This is a genomic window from Demequina litoralis (assembly GCF_030418455.1).
Taxonomy (GTDB): Bacteria; Actinomycetota; Actinomycetes; order Actinomycetales; family Demequinaceae; genus Demequina; species Demequina litoralis.
Genome location: NZ_JAUHPW010000012.1, coordinates 82,404 through 98,683, shown reverse-complemented (window position 1 = coordinate 98,683; position 16,280 = coordinate 82,404). Strand labels below are relative to the sequence as shown.

The following is a 16,280-nucleotide window of genomic DNA, read 5'->3' as shown; positions in this document are numbered from 1 at the left end:
GGTGATCTCGATCGAGGAGGTCACCACGGCGTTGCCGGTCACCCGGACCTGCACCTCGGCGGTCTTGGGATCGCCCGAGTACATCGTCACCTCGACCGCGAGGGTCGTGGTGCCCTCGGTCCAGCCCTGGAGCGCGCCGGTGTCGGGGTCGATCGTCGCGACGGCGGGGTCCGAGGACGCCCACGCGATGCCGGCCACGTCGGAGTCGCCGTCGCCGCCGGTGAGCCGCGCGATCAGCTGCTTCGGGTCGCCCGCGTCGATGTCGAGGATCGTGGCGGCGCCGCCCTCCTCGAACACGGTCGCGCCGTCCTCGTCCTCGATCCAGAAGAACTCCGAGGCGCGGATCGTGTCCGTCACGGTGACGGGCACGTCGACGTGGAGGTCGGGGTCGGCGACCGAGGTCGCGCGCACCGTGGTCGTGCCGGACACCACCTCGCCGAGGCTCTGGACGAGGTTGGTCGCGCTCACGAGCCCGTCGCCCGTGACGGTCGCGACGGACGCGTCGGCGGACGACCACACGACGCCCTGCGAGGCCCCGGCGGGCAGGACCGACGCGGTGAGCTGCGCGCGCGCGCCCAACGTGCCCTCGATGGGGATGAGGCGCACCGCGTCGATGTTGGTCTCGATGCTGCGCGGGGCGGGCGCCGCCGCGTACACGGCGACGTCGTCGAGCATCGTGGTCCACGTCATGGCGCCGGAGCGGGTGGTCCACGTCTGCAGCGTCGCGACGTCGCCCGTGTAGTCCATGTCCGCGAAGGGCACCGTGTGGGTGGCGGTCAGCGTCGGGTCCTCGACGCTCGTGATGGTGAACACCGTCTCCTCGGCACGGAGGTCGATCTCCGCGTGCACGCGGTACCAGGTGTCGTTCACGTCGAAGCCCTCGCCCACGGGCGTGGTGCCGCTCAACGGGTCGTTGGAGGTGCCCGCCGAGGACTTGCCGCCGCTGCTGAACACCAGCTCGGTGCTCCAGTTGGTCTGGATGCTGAGGTACCGCTGCTGGGAGCTGTCGGTGATCGTGACGTACGCGCCCTTCGACCCCTCGGGCGCCCCGACGTTCCAGTCGAAGTCGACCGCGACGCGGTCGTTGACGAGCCCGTCCCCGAAGGACTTCTGCAGGCCACGTCCACCGGAGCCGCTGCCGCTCGCGACCAGGACCTGGTCGCCGTCGACCGCCTGGACGCTGCCGGTCATGTAGCCGCCGTAGCCCGGGATCGGGCCCGTGCCCCAGGCGTCGCCGATGGCGATGTTCTCGAAGCTGTCGCTCGAGCTCGGGACGTACACCGGGATCGTGGCCGCGTGCTCGCCGTCCGCGGTGGCCGCGGTGATCCGGGCGACGCCCGGACCGACGGGCGTGATGATGCCGAAACCGTTGACGCGGGCGACGGACACGTCGTCGGAGGTCCAGGTCAGCGCATCGTCCGTCGCGTCGGCCGGCGACACCGTCGCCTCGACCGTGAGGGTCGGGACGGGGCCCGTCGGCGCGTAGGTGGAGAAGGCATCCGCGCGGAACCAGTGCTCGTCGAGGTCGAACGCGACGCCGGTCACGGGGACGGCGTCCTCCTGGACCGTGACCACGGCGCTCGCCGTGAAGCCGCCGTCGTCGGCGGTGGCGGTGACGGTCGCCTGGCCTAGGGCGACGCCGGTGACGGCGCCGTCGGCGTCGACGGTCGCGACGGACTCGTCGTCCGACGCCCACGTGACGGCGGTGTTCGCCGTGTCCTCGGGCAGTACGAGCGCCTGCAGCGCCTTGGTGGTGCCGAGCTGCAGCGTCATGGTCTCGCGGTCGAGGATGACGCCGGTGGCCCGCACGGGGACCACGTGGATGAGCGTTTCCCCGAAGACGGTGTCGTCGTCCTCGGCGATCGCGCGGATGGTCACGTCGCCCTCGGCGACCGCGGTCACCAGGCCGCTGTCGTCGACCGTGGCGAGCGCGGGGTCGGAGCTCTCCCAGGCGAGGTGGTAGAAGCTCGCGTCGGCGGGGAGCACGGTCGCCTCGAGCTGCAGGGTCCGACCGGTGTCGAGGGTCGCCTCGGCGACGTCGAGCTCGACCGCGGTGACGGGCACCTTGGTCGCGTCGACGGTGAACGAGACGCTCGCGCCGCCGTCGACGGACTCCACCGTGATGGTGGTGGTGCCGGCGGCGTGGATGTCGAGCTGGACCAGCGATCCTGCGTCGGTGCGCTGCATCGCGCGTCCGGCCACGGTCTGGTGCGTCTCGCCGAAGAACGAGGCGACCTCCGGATCCGACGAGGTGTACACGACCGCCTGGCGGCTGGCGTCGGCGAGGGTCGCGGAGAGGTCGAGGCCCTCCTTGACCTCGGCGGCCACGGTCCCGCCGTCGGAGACGTCGGTGCCGTCGACGGTCACCGCGATCTCCGTGGCGGGGACGACGTCGGGGACGGTGACGGACATCGAGGCCGAGTGGCCCGCCGCATCGGTCGCGGTGACGGTCGCGGTTCCGGGAGCCACGCCGATCACGAAGCCCTCGTGGGTGACCTTGACGACCGAGTCGTCGCTGCTCGTGTAGGCGACGACGCTGTCGGTCAGCACCGCGTCGGTGGGCGTGACCACGGGCTTCACGTGCCGCTTGGTGCCCGCCTCGAGCGTGATCGCGGAGTCGACGAGGGAGATGCCCGTCGGCTCGGCAAGGTCCACGGCGTAGACCCCGTCGGCGTAGCCGTTGTCGGTGCCCAGCGGCGTCTGGACGTCCGCGTCCTTCTGCTTCGGCACGCCGCGCATGAGGTACGCGTAGAGGCTGTCCATCGCGTCGCCCGACTTGCCCGGCTGCGCGCTGCCCATCTCCTGGATCGAGACGTCGCCGTTGTTGAAGAGGATGCGGTTGTTGACGTCGGCGGTGCCGCCGTCGCTCGAGCCCACGCCGGGCGTGGGGATCCAGACGGCCTCCCAGTAGTAGAAGCCGCGCTTCTGGCCGTACGGGTTGGGGTAGTCGAGCGGCGCCTGCATGTAGTCGAGCAGCCAGTTGTACTGGCCGTTGGGGCTGTTGCGGTAGTACTGCGACTGGCCCAGCTGGGTGGTCTGCTGGTCGTGGGTGGGCTTGTACCGGGTGAAGCTGAAGCCCGCCTCGACGTCGATGTACTCGCGGTAGCGGCGGTCCGCGTCGGCGTTGATCGCCTCGCCGATCTCGATGATGTTGCCGCTGGAACGGCCGCCGTACAGCGAGTAGTTCTCGCCGTCGAAGAGCGCGCCGGCCGCCTCGAGGCCGTCGAAGAAGTTCGCGCTCGCGCCCGTGTCGTAGCCGTTGTTGGTGTGGACCGAGGTGATGACCTCGGGCGCGACGTCGGCGACGGCCTCGTAGGTCGCGGTGATGATCGCCGCGTGCCCCTCGGAGGTGGCGCCGCGACCCGCGGGCCAGAGCAGTCCGCCGTTCTGCTCGTTGCCCGCCTTCACGCCCGCGATGTCGACGTCGAGCGCGACCAGGTCCGTCATGAAGTCGTGGACGTAGGTGTAGACGACGTCCTCGAGGTGGGCGAGGTCGCTGTGGCTGCGGTTGCCGTCGTAGTCGACGTTCGTCCAGACGGAGGGCGTGTAGGCCTTCGCGGCGCTCACCCACGCGTCGCTGTAGTGGAAGCTCGGGTGGTAGCTCATGCCGAGCTCCGTGGCCCGGACGGCGAGCTCCTGCGTGTGCTCCTCGTCCCAGTAGCCGCCCTGGATCATCTGCTTCGGGTACGGCTGGCCGTCGGGGCCGGTCCAGCTCTGGAACACCGGCAGCAGGTTGTCGTAGCCGATGATCTGCTCGCCCGCGTCGACGAAGATCATGCTCGTCACGGAGTTGACGCCGCGGTTGGCGAGGATGCGCAGGGCGTCCTGCTGGACGCCGTTCGCGAAGTACTTACCGCCCAGGTCCTCCTCGGCCTGGAGGAAGGACACGTCCGCGCCCTTGATCTCGTTCTCGTCGTCGAGGACGAACAGGTCGAGGTTGTCGATGTACGCGGAGTCGCCGCCGTTGCCGGTCCACGAGTCGGCTCGCACGGCACCCGCGGCGGTCTCCACCGTCACGGAGTCGACGTACGCCGCGTCGTGGACGGTGTTGGCGTAGATCTCGACCTCGTGGTCGTCGGGGCCGGTGACGAAGGTGGCCGTGACGAGCCCGTAGCCGGCGGTACCCGACGGCGCCTGCCGGAGCACCATGCCGTCGACGGTGCGCACGCCCAGGTTGACCCGGTCGCCGAGCGACGTGCGCGCGACGGTCTCGCCGTCGCGCCCGCGCCAGCTCTCGTGCCCCGTGGTCTCGAAGGTGTCCGCGCGGTCGACCTTCGCGCGCATCGTCACGGCGTACCGGGTGCTCGGCTCGACGGCGACGGTCTGCGAGACCTCGGCGCCGGCCTCGAGCCGCACGGCGGCCTCGCCCGTGTCGGCGTCGGTCGAGCTCACGCTCGCCGGGCCGGACGCGGTCCAGCCGGTGAGGCCGTCCTCGAAGCCCCAGTTGGCGAGCGAGCCGTCCGCCGCATCGAGCGACAGCACCAGGTCGTCGATGTCGAGGGCGGAGGAGCCCGCGGTGATCGTCACCGTGGCCTGGCCGTTGTAGACAAGGACGTTGCGGTGCGCGGTGCGGGACCACGTGTCCGCGCCGTCGAGGGCGCTGTCGAGCAGCACGACCGAGTCGGGGCCGCCCGCCTCGGACACGACCACCTTGGCGTTGTTGTCGCTCGCGCCGCCCCGCAGGCGCAGGTCGAGCGTGTAGCTGCCCTGCGGGAGCCCGGTGAGCGTCGCGGTCAGGGAGGTGCCTGGCGTGAGGGCGGCGTATGCGCCGCCGTCGTGACCGCCCGTGCCCTGCGCGCTCGCCAGCCCGGTGGCGTCCCACCCGGACAGCCCGTCCGAGAAGTCGAAGGAGACGGGGCTGGAGCCCCCCGTCGGCACCTCCGCGGCCGCGGCCGGTGCGCTCACCGCCAGCGTCGAGAGCGCGATCGCCGCCAAGGAGATCGCACCGATGGTCTTGTGCCGAAGGTCGCCCTTGACCGTCATCTTCCACCTCATCGTGTCCACAGCTTCTGGGTCGCGGGCGGAGGATCGCCGGCGATCGTGGTCAGCATTACGGACGGATGACGCCATGTCAAGAAACCGGTTCCCCGCCGGGGCGTTCCGGGCGTGTCGCACAATTCGGGCAGGTATCCGGGCGGATCGAAGGGGGACCGCTCACAGGTGTGCGCGATGAGCGTGGGCAGCTCTCACGCTTCAGGAAGGGACGATGCAACGGCCGCCCGCGCGGTCGCGCCTCAGGAGGTCGCGGGGCGCGTCAGGGCGCGAGGCCGACGCTCGCGCGCTGCACGAGCGCGGGCGTGAACACGCGCAGATCCGCGTCCACGACGCTGCGGAGCCGGTCCTCGAGCGCTCGCCAGGCTGCCTCGCCGACGGCCTCGAGGTCCACGCTCATCGTGGTGAGCGGCGGCGTGGAGAAACGCGCGAACGGGATGTCGTCGAAGCCCGCGACCGAGAGCTCGTCGGGCACGACCACCCCTCGCTCGCGTGCCGCTCCCAGCAGGCCGAGCGAGACGAGGTCGTTGAAGCCCAGCACGGCGGTCGCCCCTGTGCTCATCACCGCGTCGAAGGCCTCGTAGCCGGCGTCCATCGAGGACCCGCCCGGCATCCGCAGCAGCTCGATGTCGGGGTTCTCCTCGGCGATCAGCGTGAGCCCGCGCATGCGTGCCGCCTGGGCGTTGGACCCGATCGGCCCATCGAGATGGAGGATGCGGCGGTGGCCCAGACGGATGAGGTGCCTGCACATCGAGGCGACGCCGCTCGCGGAGTCGACCACGACGCGGGTCGCGGGCAGCGGCTCGTCGCGGTTGATGAGGACCGCGGGCTGGACGCGCGGCAGCAGTGCCTCGAGCTCGTCGGTGCGCATGCGCGGCGAGCAGACGATCACGGCGTCGGTACGGCGCCTGACGTCCTCCACGAGCGGCGGCTCGTCCTGCGCGCTCTCCGCGGAGTCGGCGACCAGCACGCGGTAGCCGGCCGTCGCGGCGGCCTGGTTCACGCCGTGGAGGATCTGCTGGAAGGTCGGGTTCCCGAGGTCCGGGACGATGACGCCGACGGTGAGGGTCTTGCCGAGCGACAACGACTGCGCGACGCGGCTGGGGTTGTAGCCGAGCTCCTCGACCACCTGCCGCACCCGCGCCGCGATCTCTGGGCTCACCGTGGGGCGACCGTTCATCACACGCGACACGGTCGCACGCGACACGCCCGCGGCCTCCGCCACGTCGCTGATCGTCGCTCCCGCGCTCGGACGCGTGCGTCCCGGACGTCTCGCCATGTGCCTCGTTGCCCCACCGTTCTCCGGCGCGCCTGTGCGCGCTCTCGCTCGGACTATAGCCCGGAATCGGTTTCCCACGCCTCAGGCGGGCCGCCTTCCACGCGGAGATGGCTCGGGCCCGAGGCGTAGGGAGGTCGACGTACGGCGCCCGCTGCGGGAAACGCGCGGGAGCCCGGTTTCCCCGTCTGTAGCCCTGGTCGCCGACCTTCGGCCGCGGAGCCCGGATCGTGCACCCGCACCCCGCTCCGACGGGGTCGACACGGCCCCGCCTCCAGACCTTCGTACACGCAGAGTGGGCCGCACGCTCCGCCCGAACGCACGCATCGCCCCAGGTAAATACCGCTACTAGCGCGAGCTCGAGGCGCCGGGCGCCGCGACGCGGCGGCCTCGCGCGCCGGGTATCGATTCGGTAACACGCGCCGCGCCGGTTGACATCCCGGCCGCCCGGGATTAGCGTGCGAGGCACACGGAAGTGAGAAACCGGTTACTCAGTGGAGAGGCCGGAACGGTGGAGGCAACGATGCACAACCAGGTGACGGGCGAGCAGCCCCAACCGACGGTCACGCGGATCGTCGGCGCCTCCGGCCGCCCCACCATCCGCGAGGTCGCCCAGGTCGCAGGGGTCTCCCGCGGGACCGTGTCGCGCTACCTCAACGGACAGAAGTGGGTGGGCGCGGACAGCGCCACCGCGATCCGCCAGGCCATCGACACCACGGGCTACAGCCCCAACCGCGAGGCCCGCTCGCTGGCCTCGGGCCGTGCGACCACCGTGGTGTTCCTCCTCACCGCGAGCCACGAGGACCTCTTCAACTCGCGCATCTACTCCATGCTGATGAGCGACATCTCGAACGCTCTCCTCGAGCGCGGCATGTCGCTCGTGCTCATGACCGCGTGCAACGCCGCGGAGCGCGCAGCCGCCCTCGAGTTCGTGCGGGGCGGTTCGGTGCACGGCGTCATGCTGCTGGCCTCGCGGGTCGGCGACCCGCTCATCGGCCACCTCGCCGCGGCGGGCGTGCGCACGGTGTGCTGCGGTCGGCCCATGGCCTGGGAGTCGCAGGTGAGCAGCTCGTCCGCGGACGACCGCACGGGCGGCCGGGAGGCCACCGCGCTGCTGGCCGCCGAGGGCCGTTCGCGCATCGGCATCATCACCGGCCCGCTCGGCGTCGGCGGTGCGGTCGACCGCCTGGAGGGCTACCTCGAGGCGCTGGACGCCGCCCACCTCCCCCGCGACATGGGACGCGTGATCGAGGGCGACTGGACGCGCGACAGCGGTCGGGCGGGCGCCGAGGCGCTGCTCGCCGCCGATCCCTCCCTGGACGCCGTCTTCGCGTCCAACGACTCCATGGCCGCCGGCGCGATCGACGCGCTGCGCGCGGCCGGGCGGTCGGTCCCCCACGACGTCTCGGTCGTCGGCTTCGACGACTCCGGCCTGGCGGCTACCCTCGATCCGCCGCTCACCACGCTCCGGCAGCCGTTCGCGGCGATCGGCCGCGAGATGGTCCGCCTGCTGCTGGAGCAGCCTGCTGACCAGATCACCCACACCACCCACCCCGCGCAGCTTGTGGTGCGGGGCTCGACACGCGGCGAGTCCTGACTCCTCGCACCACCTGAGAGAACCCACCACCGAAAGGGGACACCGATGTCCAACCTCTTCTCGAGCCGCCGGTTCCGGCTCGCTACCGGCAGCCTCGCGATCGCCGGCACCGCGATGGTGCTCGCGAGCTGCAGCTCGGGCGGCGGCTCCGAGGCCGGTGCCAGCGCGGGCGGCAGCCTCGGCACCGCCGAGGACCCGGTGACCGTGACGGTGATGTACGGCTCCTCGGACTTCACCGAGGACATGATCGCCGAGTTCGAGTCCGAGAACCCGAACATCGACATCAACTTCATCGAGTACGACGCGACCCGCCTCAACGCGATGCTCACCGCGGGCGACGCCCCCGACCTCGTGCGCGGCGGTCCGAACGCGAACCTCTTCGCCAAGGGCCAGGCCACCCCGCTCGACGACTACATCGCGAACAGCGACGTCGTCACCGCGGACGACCTGGTGTCGGCGAACGACGCGTGGCGCTTCGACGGCACCACCCGCGGCGAGGGCGAGTACTACGGCCTCCTCAAGGACTGGAGCCCGGACACCACGATCTGGCAGAACGAGGCGCTCTTCGAGGGCACCGGCGTCGACCCGCTCGACCTCACCGAGCCCGCGAGCTGGGACGAGGTCCTCGAGAAGGCGAAGGCGCTCAAGGAGGCCGGCGTCAAGTACCCGCTCGGCATCGAGTGGCAGTGGGGCCTGTCGAACCTGCTCATGACGATGGTGCTCCAGCAGGGCGGCGCGGTCTACTCCGAGGACATGGCGACCGTCGACCTCGAGACCCCCGAGGCCGAGCGCGCGCTCCAGTGGCTCATCGACTACGGCCAGTCGGGCGTCGGCATCACCACCGGCAACCCGCTGCCCGACGGCCAGGACGCCCCCACCTTCGTCGCTGGCGAGATGGCGATGACGATGGACGGCTACTGGTTCGGCGGCAACCTCCAGAGCGACGAGGCGGCCGCGGTCGCCGAGACCGCCTCGATGGCGCCCGCGCCGACCTTCGGCGAGCGCATCAGCCCGATCTTCGGCGGCGTGGGCGCGTACATCCCGGCCACCGCCAAGAACAAGGACGCCGCCTGGGAGGTGCTCGAGTACTTCGTGAGCAGCACCCCCGCCGAGCAGCGTGCCGCGACCGGCTGGGGCCTTCCCGCCCTCGAGTCGCTGTGGGACCTCCTCCCCAGCGAGCAGCCGTTCCAGGAGCAGGCCAAGGAGGCCGCGCTCGCCGAGACCGACTACGTGCAGCCGCTGCCGGACTCGATCTACATGACCAACAACCAGTGGGACCAGGTTGTCGACGCCGAGCTCATGAAGGGCATCGACGGCGGCGCCTCGGTCGAGGATGTCGCGAAGTCCATCGAGGACCAGATCAACACCCTCCTCGCCCAGGGCAAGGACCAGCTCGGATAATGTCCACCATGACAGAAGCTCCGGTCGCGGTCGCGGGTTCGTCCCGCGGCCGCGGCTGGCGCCGTTACCGCACCTCCACGTTCTACCTGTTCGCGTCGCCCTGGATCCTCGGGTTCCTGGTGCTGACGCTGATGCCGGTGGTCTACACCTTCGGCGTCAGCCTGACGAACTACGACGGCTACTCGCCCCTGTGGCGCTGGGTCGGCTTCCGCAACTACATCGAGGTGCTGACCGCCGACCCGGGCGCGCTCGCATCGATGGGCCGCTCGGTGGTCTTCGCCGCCGTCGTCGTGCCCCTCACGGTTGCGCTCGGCACGGCGCTCGCCCTCCTCGTCAATCGACGCCTCAAGGCGCGTGGCGTGTGGCGTGCGATCTTCTTCCTGCCGTCCGTGGTGCCCGTCGTGGCGACCGCGATCATGTTCCGCCTCATCTTCAACCGCGATGCGGGCCTGCTCAACTACATCATGGGCTTCTTCACCGACGCCAAGATCACGTGGCTCGCGGATCCGTACGCGTTCTACGTGCTCATCCTCATGATGCTCTGGGGCGTCGGCGGCGGCATGATCATCATCCTCGCGGCGCTCCAGGACGTGCCCGTCGAGATCGAGGAGGCGGCCCGCATCGACGGCGCCTCGTACTGGCGCATCGTGCGGAGCATCATCCTCCCGCTGATCTCGCCGGTCCTGTACTTCCAGGTCATCACCGGCGTCATCGGATCCCTCCAGATCCTCGTGCAGCCGATGCTGCTCGCGGAGACCAGCTCGATCGCGACCTCGGCCAGCGTCCCCAGCAGCACGACGCTGCTCATGGTGGACGTCTACAACGAGTTCTTCTACAACCAGCGGTTCGGCTACGGCTCGGCGATGCTCTGGCTGTTCTTCATCATCATCCTCACGCTCACCCTGGTGCTGCAGCGGCTCTCCAAGCGCTTCGTCTTCTACCAGGTCGAGTCCGGCACCGACACCGACAAGGGGTGAGCACCATGGCCACCACCATCGACTCCGAGATCCGCATCCCGATCGCGCACGACGAGAAGCCCGAGCCCAAGTCGCGCAGGCGCACCCGCAAGCCCAAGGAGCCGCCGACGGGCCCCCCGGCGACGTTCGGGACCTACCTCATCGCGATCATCGCCGCGACCGTGTTCCTCATCCCGCTCGCGTGGCTGGGGCTGGCCGCGATCGCGACCCCCGCGCAGTTCTCGCAGGGCGCCGCGGGCCTCCTCGACGTCCAGCCGACGTTCCAGAACTTCTACGAGGCGGTCACGCGCATCAACTTCGGCAAGTTCACGCTGAACTCGCTGATCCTGTCGACGATCATGAGCACGCTCACGACCGCGACGAGCGCCACCGTGGGCTTCGCGTTCGCGCGACTCCGCGGCCGGGGACAGAAGCCGCTGTTCACGCTGCTGCTCGCGACGATGATGATCCCCCACGTCGCGCTGCTCATCCCCACGTACATGCTCTTCGCCCGCATGGGCCTCGTGGGCACCTACTGGCCGTGGGTCCTCTGGGGCCTCGCGGGCACGCCGTACCTGATCTTCCTCTTCAAGCAGTTCTTCGCGGCCATCCCGCTGGACCTCGAGGAGGCGGCGATCATCGACGGCTGCGGGTGGATCCGCATCTACCTGCGCGTGTTCCTGCCGCTGGCCAAGCCGGTGCTCATCACCTCGCTCATCCTGTCCTTCGTGTGGGCATGGGCGGACTACCTGGGTCCCGCGCTGCTGCTGAACTACGACAACACCACGTTGTCCGTGGCGACGGCCTCCGGATACCTGGACCCGCTGGGCAACGGCCTGCCGACCATCCAGGCCGCCGGCGCGCTGCTCTACCTGCTGCCCGTGGTGTTCATCTTCCTGTTCGCTCAGAAGCGCTTCATGGGCTCCGCCGTGAGCTCGGGCGTGAAGGGCTGACGGCTCAGCTCTCCTCCTCTCCGAAGGGCCGGTTCGCGATCGCGGACCGGCCCTTCGGCGTTCCTGGGCCCCTCAGCCCCGCTCCCGACACCGTCGCGGCGACCGGCGTTCGGGCGCGACCGCGCTCGGGGCGACCAGGGACGATGCGCATCGTGCCCGCGCTCATGCGCCGGTTGCGGAGGGGTGACGGCGGCGGGTGCCGGTGGCGGGGCCCCGGACACGCCGAAGCCCCCGCCGGACGGATCCAGCGAGGGCTTCGAAGCGGATCGGGTCAGCGGTCGACGCGTGCGCCGCCGCCGCCTGCGAGCTTGTAGACCTCGGCCTTGGTGGCCATGGTGGTGTCGCCGGGGGTGGTCATGGCGAGGGCGCCGTGGGCGGCGCCGTAGTCGACAGCGGCCTGGAGGTCCGTGCCCTCGATGAGCCCGTGGATGAGACCCGAGGCGAAGGAGTCGCCGCCGCCCACGCGGTCGAGGATCTCGAGCCCGTCGCGCTGGGTGGCGCGCACCACGCCGGAGGCGGGCGACCAGGCCAGGGCGCCCCAGTCGTTGACGGTCGCGGACCGCACGGTGCGCATCGTCGTCGCGATGACCTTGAAGTTCGGGTACGCGGCCGCGACGTTGCCGATCATGGCCTGGAAGCCGGCCACGTCGAGCTCGGCGAGCGACTCGTCCACGCCGGGGACCTCGAAGCCCAGGGACGCGGTGAAGTCCTCCTCGTTGCCGATCATCACGTCGACGTGCGGCGCGATCGCCCGGTTGACCTCCTGGGCCTTGTCGATGCCGCCGATCGCCTTCCACAGCGAGGGGCGGTAGTTGAGGTCGTACGACACGACGGTGCCGTGACGATGCGCGGCCTCCACGGCGGCGATCACGGTCTCCGCGGCGGTGTCGGACAGCGCCGCGTAGATGCCGCCGGTATGCAGCCAGCGGACGCCGAGTTCACCGAACAGGTGGTCCCAGTCGACGTCCGCGGGCGCGAGCTGCGAGGCCGCGGTAAGGCCGCGGTCGGACACCCCCACCGCGCCGCGCACGCCGAAGCCGCGCTCGGTGAAGTTCAGCCCGTTGCGCACTGTACGGCCGATGCCGTCGTACGGCATCCACCGGATGTGCTGCGTGTCGACGCCGCCGGCGAGGATGAGGCCCTCGACCAGGCGGCCGACCTCGTTGTCCGCCAGCGCCGTCACGACGGCGGTGCGATAGCCGAACGCGCGCGACAGCCCGCGCGACACGTTGTACTCGCCGCCACCCTCCCAGGCATCGAACCGCCGCGCGGTGCGGATGCGGCCCTCACCGGGATCCAGGCGCAGCATCACCTCGCCCAGCGACACCGCGTCGTAGCGGCACTCCTGCGCGGGACGGACTTCGAGAACGGCCACGTCAGGCCTCCTTCCCCGCCGCCAGGGCGACGGCCTCGGCCACGAGCGCGGCCACCTTGTCGAACTCCCCCGCCGCCACCAGGTCGCGAGGCACCATCCACGATCCGCCGACGGCATGCACGCTCGGCAGCGCGAGGTACTCGTGCAGGTTCGCGGGTCCGATCCCGCCGGTGGGCACGAACGACACCCCTCCGAAGGGCGCCGCGAGCGCCGCGATCGCCTTGGCGCCACCCGACGTGCCCGCCGGGAAGAACTTCACGGTGGTCAGGCCCAGCTCGAGCGCGGCCTGCACCTCGGTCGCGGTGACCGCGCCGGGCAGGACGGCCACACCGTGCTCCTGGCAGCGCTCGACCACCGCGCGGGACAGGCCCGGCGACACCACATAGGACGCGCCAGCGTCGACGGCACGGTCGACCTGGTCGACGGTGAGAACCGTGCCCGCGCCCACGAGCACGTCGCCCCGGGCCGCCATGATCCGGATCGACTCCTCGGCCGCTGCCGTGCGGAACGTCACCTCGGCCACGGGCAGGCCGCCCGCCACGAGCGCGCCTGCGAGGCCGTCGGCATCCTTCGCGTCGTCGAGGACGACCACGGGCACGAGGCGCGCGGCTCCCAGGGCGGCGAGCACGTCGAGGCTCGCGGGTGTGGTGGCGGTCATAGGTCCTCCCCAAGGTCGAGGGTTGAGATGTCCACGGCCTGTCCGGTCGTGAGCGAGATGTTCGCGGCGATGCCGACCGCGACCGCGCGGAGGCCGTCGCGGTAGCCGGCGGCGCGGCCGAGCGGGTCGTCGCCTGTCCGCAGGTGGCGTCGCAGGACGTCCATGAGCAGGATCGCGTCGCCCCCGCCGTGGCCCCCGAGGCCCTCGGGGATCTCGATCTCGCGTGCGACCTCCCAATGGCGCTGCACGACGAGGCGCTCGCCCTCCGGGCGCAACGCGGAACGGCCGAGAGCCTCCGGGGTCGCGGACGGGTCCAGCACGGCGCGTCCGTTCTCGTCGCGGATGACCGCGCCGCGCTCGATCACCTCGAGCTCGGCGCGACCCTCGGTGCCGTTGACGGTCACCTTGTAGCCCTCCCACGGGCTGTGGGCGTTGAGCGAGTACGTGAGGACCGCACCGCCGCGGTAGTCGACGACGAGAGCCAGGTTGTCCTCGATGGTGATGCCCTCGGCGAAGGGGTCCCCGTCGCGGCGGTAGCCGTCGTGCGTCTCCGGCTCGAGGTAGAGCGCGGCGAGGCGCGGGTCGTCGTGGAGGTCGAGCGAGAACGGGTCGTTCCGGGAGCCGGTGCCGCGCTCGGGGCGCGGCCACAGGCCGCGCGCCTTCGCATTCTCGGCCCCGTAGAACTTCAGCCCGCCGCGCGCGTACACACGCGTGGGAACGTCGCCGATCCAGTAGTTGACGAGGTCGAGGTGGTGGCTCGACTTGTGGACCGCCAGGCCGCCGGAGCTCTCCTTGTCGCGGTGCCAGCGTCGGAAGTAGTCGGCGCCGTGAACGGTGTCGAGCGCCCACTCGAAGTGGATCGACGTGACGTCGCCGATCGCACCGGAGCGGATCACCTCGCGCAGCGAGGAGTTCCGTGGCGCGTAACGGTAGTTGAAGGTCATGACCACGTCGCGGCCCGTGTCCGCGACGGCGTGGACGATGCGCCGGCAGCCCTCAGCGGTGGTGGTGAGCGGCTTCTCGACGACGACGTCGGCGCCGGCGCGCAGCGCGCGGTCGACGAGCTCGGCGTGCGTCGAGTCGATGGTGGTGACGATGACGGCGTCGACGGCGTTCTCGGCGATCATCCGCTCGAGTCCGTCGGCGCCGTAGCGCGGCAGCCCGGCAGGGCCGTCGAGCCCTTGCGCCCGTCCGAGCGATGCGTCGTAGTAGTCGATGCGTCCGGGATTGCGGTCGAGCCAGGCGACGATCTCGCCGACGTCGCGGTGAGGCCCGTTCAGGGCGTCGACGTACATACCGGCCCGATGGCCGGTGCCGGCGACCGCGTAGCGACGACGCGGCGCATCAGGCTCGGGCTCGGCGAAGCGAGGGACCACGAGCGGGCTCGGCCCGCCCGCTCCCGCGCGCGCACGCGGCGCGGTCGGGTTCTGGTCCGTCACCTCGGTCACGTCGTCGTATCCGCTCTCTGCCGGCTCGCGTCAGCCCCGGCGCAACGGTCGGTAGAGCTCGCGCGGAATCGTGTAGGCGAGGTCCACGGCCGTCTCGACGGCCTCGTCGAGCGGCAGCCTGTGCTCCGCGACGAGCCGCGCGAGGTGACCCGCGTCGATGCGACGCGAGACGTCGTGACGCGCCGGGATCGACAGGTAGGCCCGGGTGTCGTCGACGAAGCCCGCGGTGTTGTAGAAGCCCGCGGTGTCGGTCACGGTCTCGCGGAACCTCCGCATGGCGTCGGGGGTGTCGAGGAACCACCACGGCGCGCCGAGGCGCACGGCGGGGAACACGCCCGCGAGGGGCGCAAGCTCCCGCCCGAACACGTCCTCGTCCACCGTGAAGAGGACGAGCTTGAGGTTGGGATGGTGACCGTAGCGGCTCAGCAGCGGGCGCAGGGCGCGCACGTAGTCGATGCGGACGGGGATGTCGTAGCCGACGTCGTTGCCGCGGTGGGTCGCGACAGCCGGGTCGTAGTTGCGCAGGACGCCGGGGTGCAGCTGCATCACCATGCCGTCCTCGCTCGCCATGCGCGCCATCTCGGTGAGCATGTGCCCGGCGAAGGCCCGCGCGGACACGGCGTCGACCTCGCCGCGCAGCGCGGCGCGGAAGATCCGGTCGGCGTCGGCCTCGTCGAGCACCTCGGTGTCCGCGTAGAGCTGGCCGTGGTCGGTCGCCCTGGCGCCGGCGGCGAGGAAGGCGGCACGCCGGCTCTCGATCGCCGCGATGTAGCTGCGGTAGTCGACGACGTCGATGCCGGCACGTGCACCCATGCCCGCGACGCTCTCGCGCCACCCGGGCGCGTCGACGTTGGTGACGGCGTCCGGCCGGAGCGTGGGGACCACGCGCTCGCCGTAGCCGCGTCCCGCGAGGTCCGCGTGGCTCGCGAGCGGGTCGTCCGCACCGTCCGTCGTCGCGAGGATCTCGATCTTGAGCCGGTCGAGCAGCGCGAGCGGACGGAAGGCCGGCTCTGCCAGGCGCCCGGCGATCGCGTCGTAGATCTCGTCGGCGGTGTCCGCGCTCAGGGCGGACGACACGCCGAGCACCGCCTCGAGCACGTGCTCCATCCACATGCGCGTCGGCGTGCCACGGAACAGCTTCCAGTGTGATGCGAAGGCGCGCCAGATCTCCCGCGGGTCGGTCTCGACGGGGCCGCCGTCGCGGCGCGGCACGCCGAGCGAGTCGTGCGGCACCCCCTGCGACACGAGCATGCGGACGAGGTAGTGGTCGGGCACCACCAGCAGGCTCGCAGGGTCCTCGAACGGCTTGTCGGCCGCAAGCATCGCCGCGTCGACATGCCCATGCATCGACACGATCGGCAGGTCGCGCACCGCCGAGTAGATCTCGCGGGCGATCGGACGCTCCGCAGGCTGGGACGGCAGCAGCCGGTCCTCATGGAGCACGCGGGGCAGCGCTGGCGACATCGTCACCTGGACCTCCTTGTCGACGGTCTGAATGAAACGCAATGAATGCGCTTTCAAATCTGCGCACCACTATGTCACGCACGCCGCCGCGAGGCAACTTCTCGCTTGCCGCGGCAGGATCTTGTGGCATCATGAGGCGCGTACCGGGTCGACACTCACG

At 71.0% G+C, this 16,280-nt stretch carries 10 protein-coding genes; 4 read left to right on the top strand and 6 right to left on the bottom strand.

Features of this window, described 5'->3' with window-relative positions:
• Nucleotides 1–4,983: Ig-like domain-containing protein (locus QQX09_RS13570; protein WP_301135714.1), on the bottom strand; the 4,983-nt coding region annotated here is incomplete at its 3' end.
• Nucleotides 4,984–5,254: 271 nt separating this feature from the next.
• Nucleotides 5,255–6,271: a LacI family DNA-binding transcriptional regulator gene (locus QQX09_RS13565; RefSeq protein WP_301135712.1), complete on the bottom strand. Its 1,017-nt coding sequence runs from the start codon at nt 6,269–6,271 to the stop codon at nt 5,255–5,257.
• Between the two features lie 520 nt (nt 6,272–6,791).
• Here QQX09_RS13565 and QQX09_RS13560 point away from each other — a divergent pair.
• The 4 genes from QQX09_RS13560 to QQX09_RS13545 are packed head-to-tail and all read left to right on the top strand — an operon-like array spanning nt 6,792 to nt 11,175.
• Entirely contained in the window at nt 6,792–7,865 is a 1,074-nt protein-coding gene (locus QQX09_RS13560) for a LacI family DNA-binding transcriptional regulator (protein WP_301135710.1), read from the top strand.
• A 45-nt stretch (nt 7,866–7,910) separates the two neighbouring features.
• Nucleotides 7,911–9,266 (top strand): ABC transporter substrate-binding protein, encoded by a 1,356-nt coding sequence (locus tag QQX09_RS13555; RefSeq protein ID WP_301135708.1) that lies wholly within the window; start codon nt 7,911–7,913, stop codon nt 9,264–9,266.
• 8 nt (nt 9,267–9,274) lie between these two features.
• Nucleotides 9,275–10,243, top strand: a complete 969-nt coding sequence (locus tag QQX09_RS13550) for a carbohydrate ABC transporter permease (protein ID WP_301135702.1) — start codon at nt 9,275–9,277, stop codon at nt 10,241–10,243.
• A 5-nt stretch (nt 10,244–10,248) separates the two neighbouring features.
• Nucleotides 10,249–11,175, top strand: coding sequence for a carbohydrate ABC transporter permease (locus QQX09_RS13545; protein WP_301135700.1), 927 nt, complete (start codon nt 10,249–10,251; stop codon nt 11,173–11,175).
• Nucleotides 11,176–11,446: 271 nt separating this feature from the next.
• Here QQX09_RS13545 and QQX09_RS13540 read toward each other — a convergent pair whose 3' ends face one another.
• From QQX09_RS13540 to uxaC, 4 genes are read right to left on the bottom strand one after another with little or no spacing between them, the layout of a single operon-like run.
• Nucleotides 11,447–12,550, bottom strand: a complete 1,104-nt coding sequence (locus QQX09_RS13540) for a sugar kinase (protein ID WP_301135698.1) — start codon at nt 12,548–12,550, stop codon at nt 11,447–11,449.
• Between the two features lies 1 nt (nt 12,551).
• A complete protein-coding gene (eda, locus tag QQX09_RS13535) occupies nt 12,552–13,208 on the bottom strand; it encodes a bifunctional 4-hydroxy-2-oxoglutarate aldolase/2-dehydro-3-deoxy-phosphogluconate aldolase (protein WP_301135695.1) in 657 nt (218 codons plus the stop codon).
• The gene (locus QQX09_RS13530) at nt 13,205–14,647 is read right to left on the bottom strand and encodes a Gfo/Idh/MocA family protein (RefSeq protein WP_301135719.1); all 1,443 of its coding nucleotides are present in this window, start codon (nt 14,645–14,647) and stop codon (nt 13,205–13,207) included. The genes eda and QQX09_RS13530 overlap by 4 nt, the downstream gene beginning before the upstream one ends.
• A gap of 39 nt (nt 14,648–14,686) precedes the next feature.
• Complete coding sequence (uxaC, locus tag QQX09_RS13525; protein WP_301135717.1) at nt 14,687–16,120, bottom strand: glucuronate isomerase; 1,434 nt, start codon at nt 16,118–16,120, stop codon at nt 14,687–14,689.
• Nucleotides 16,121–16,280 lie beyond the last annotated feature (160 nt).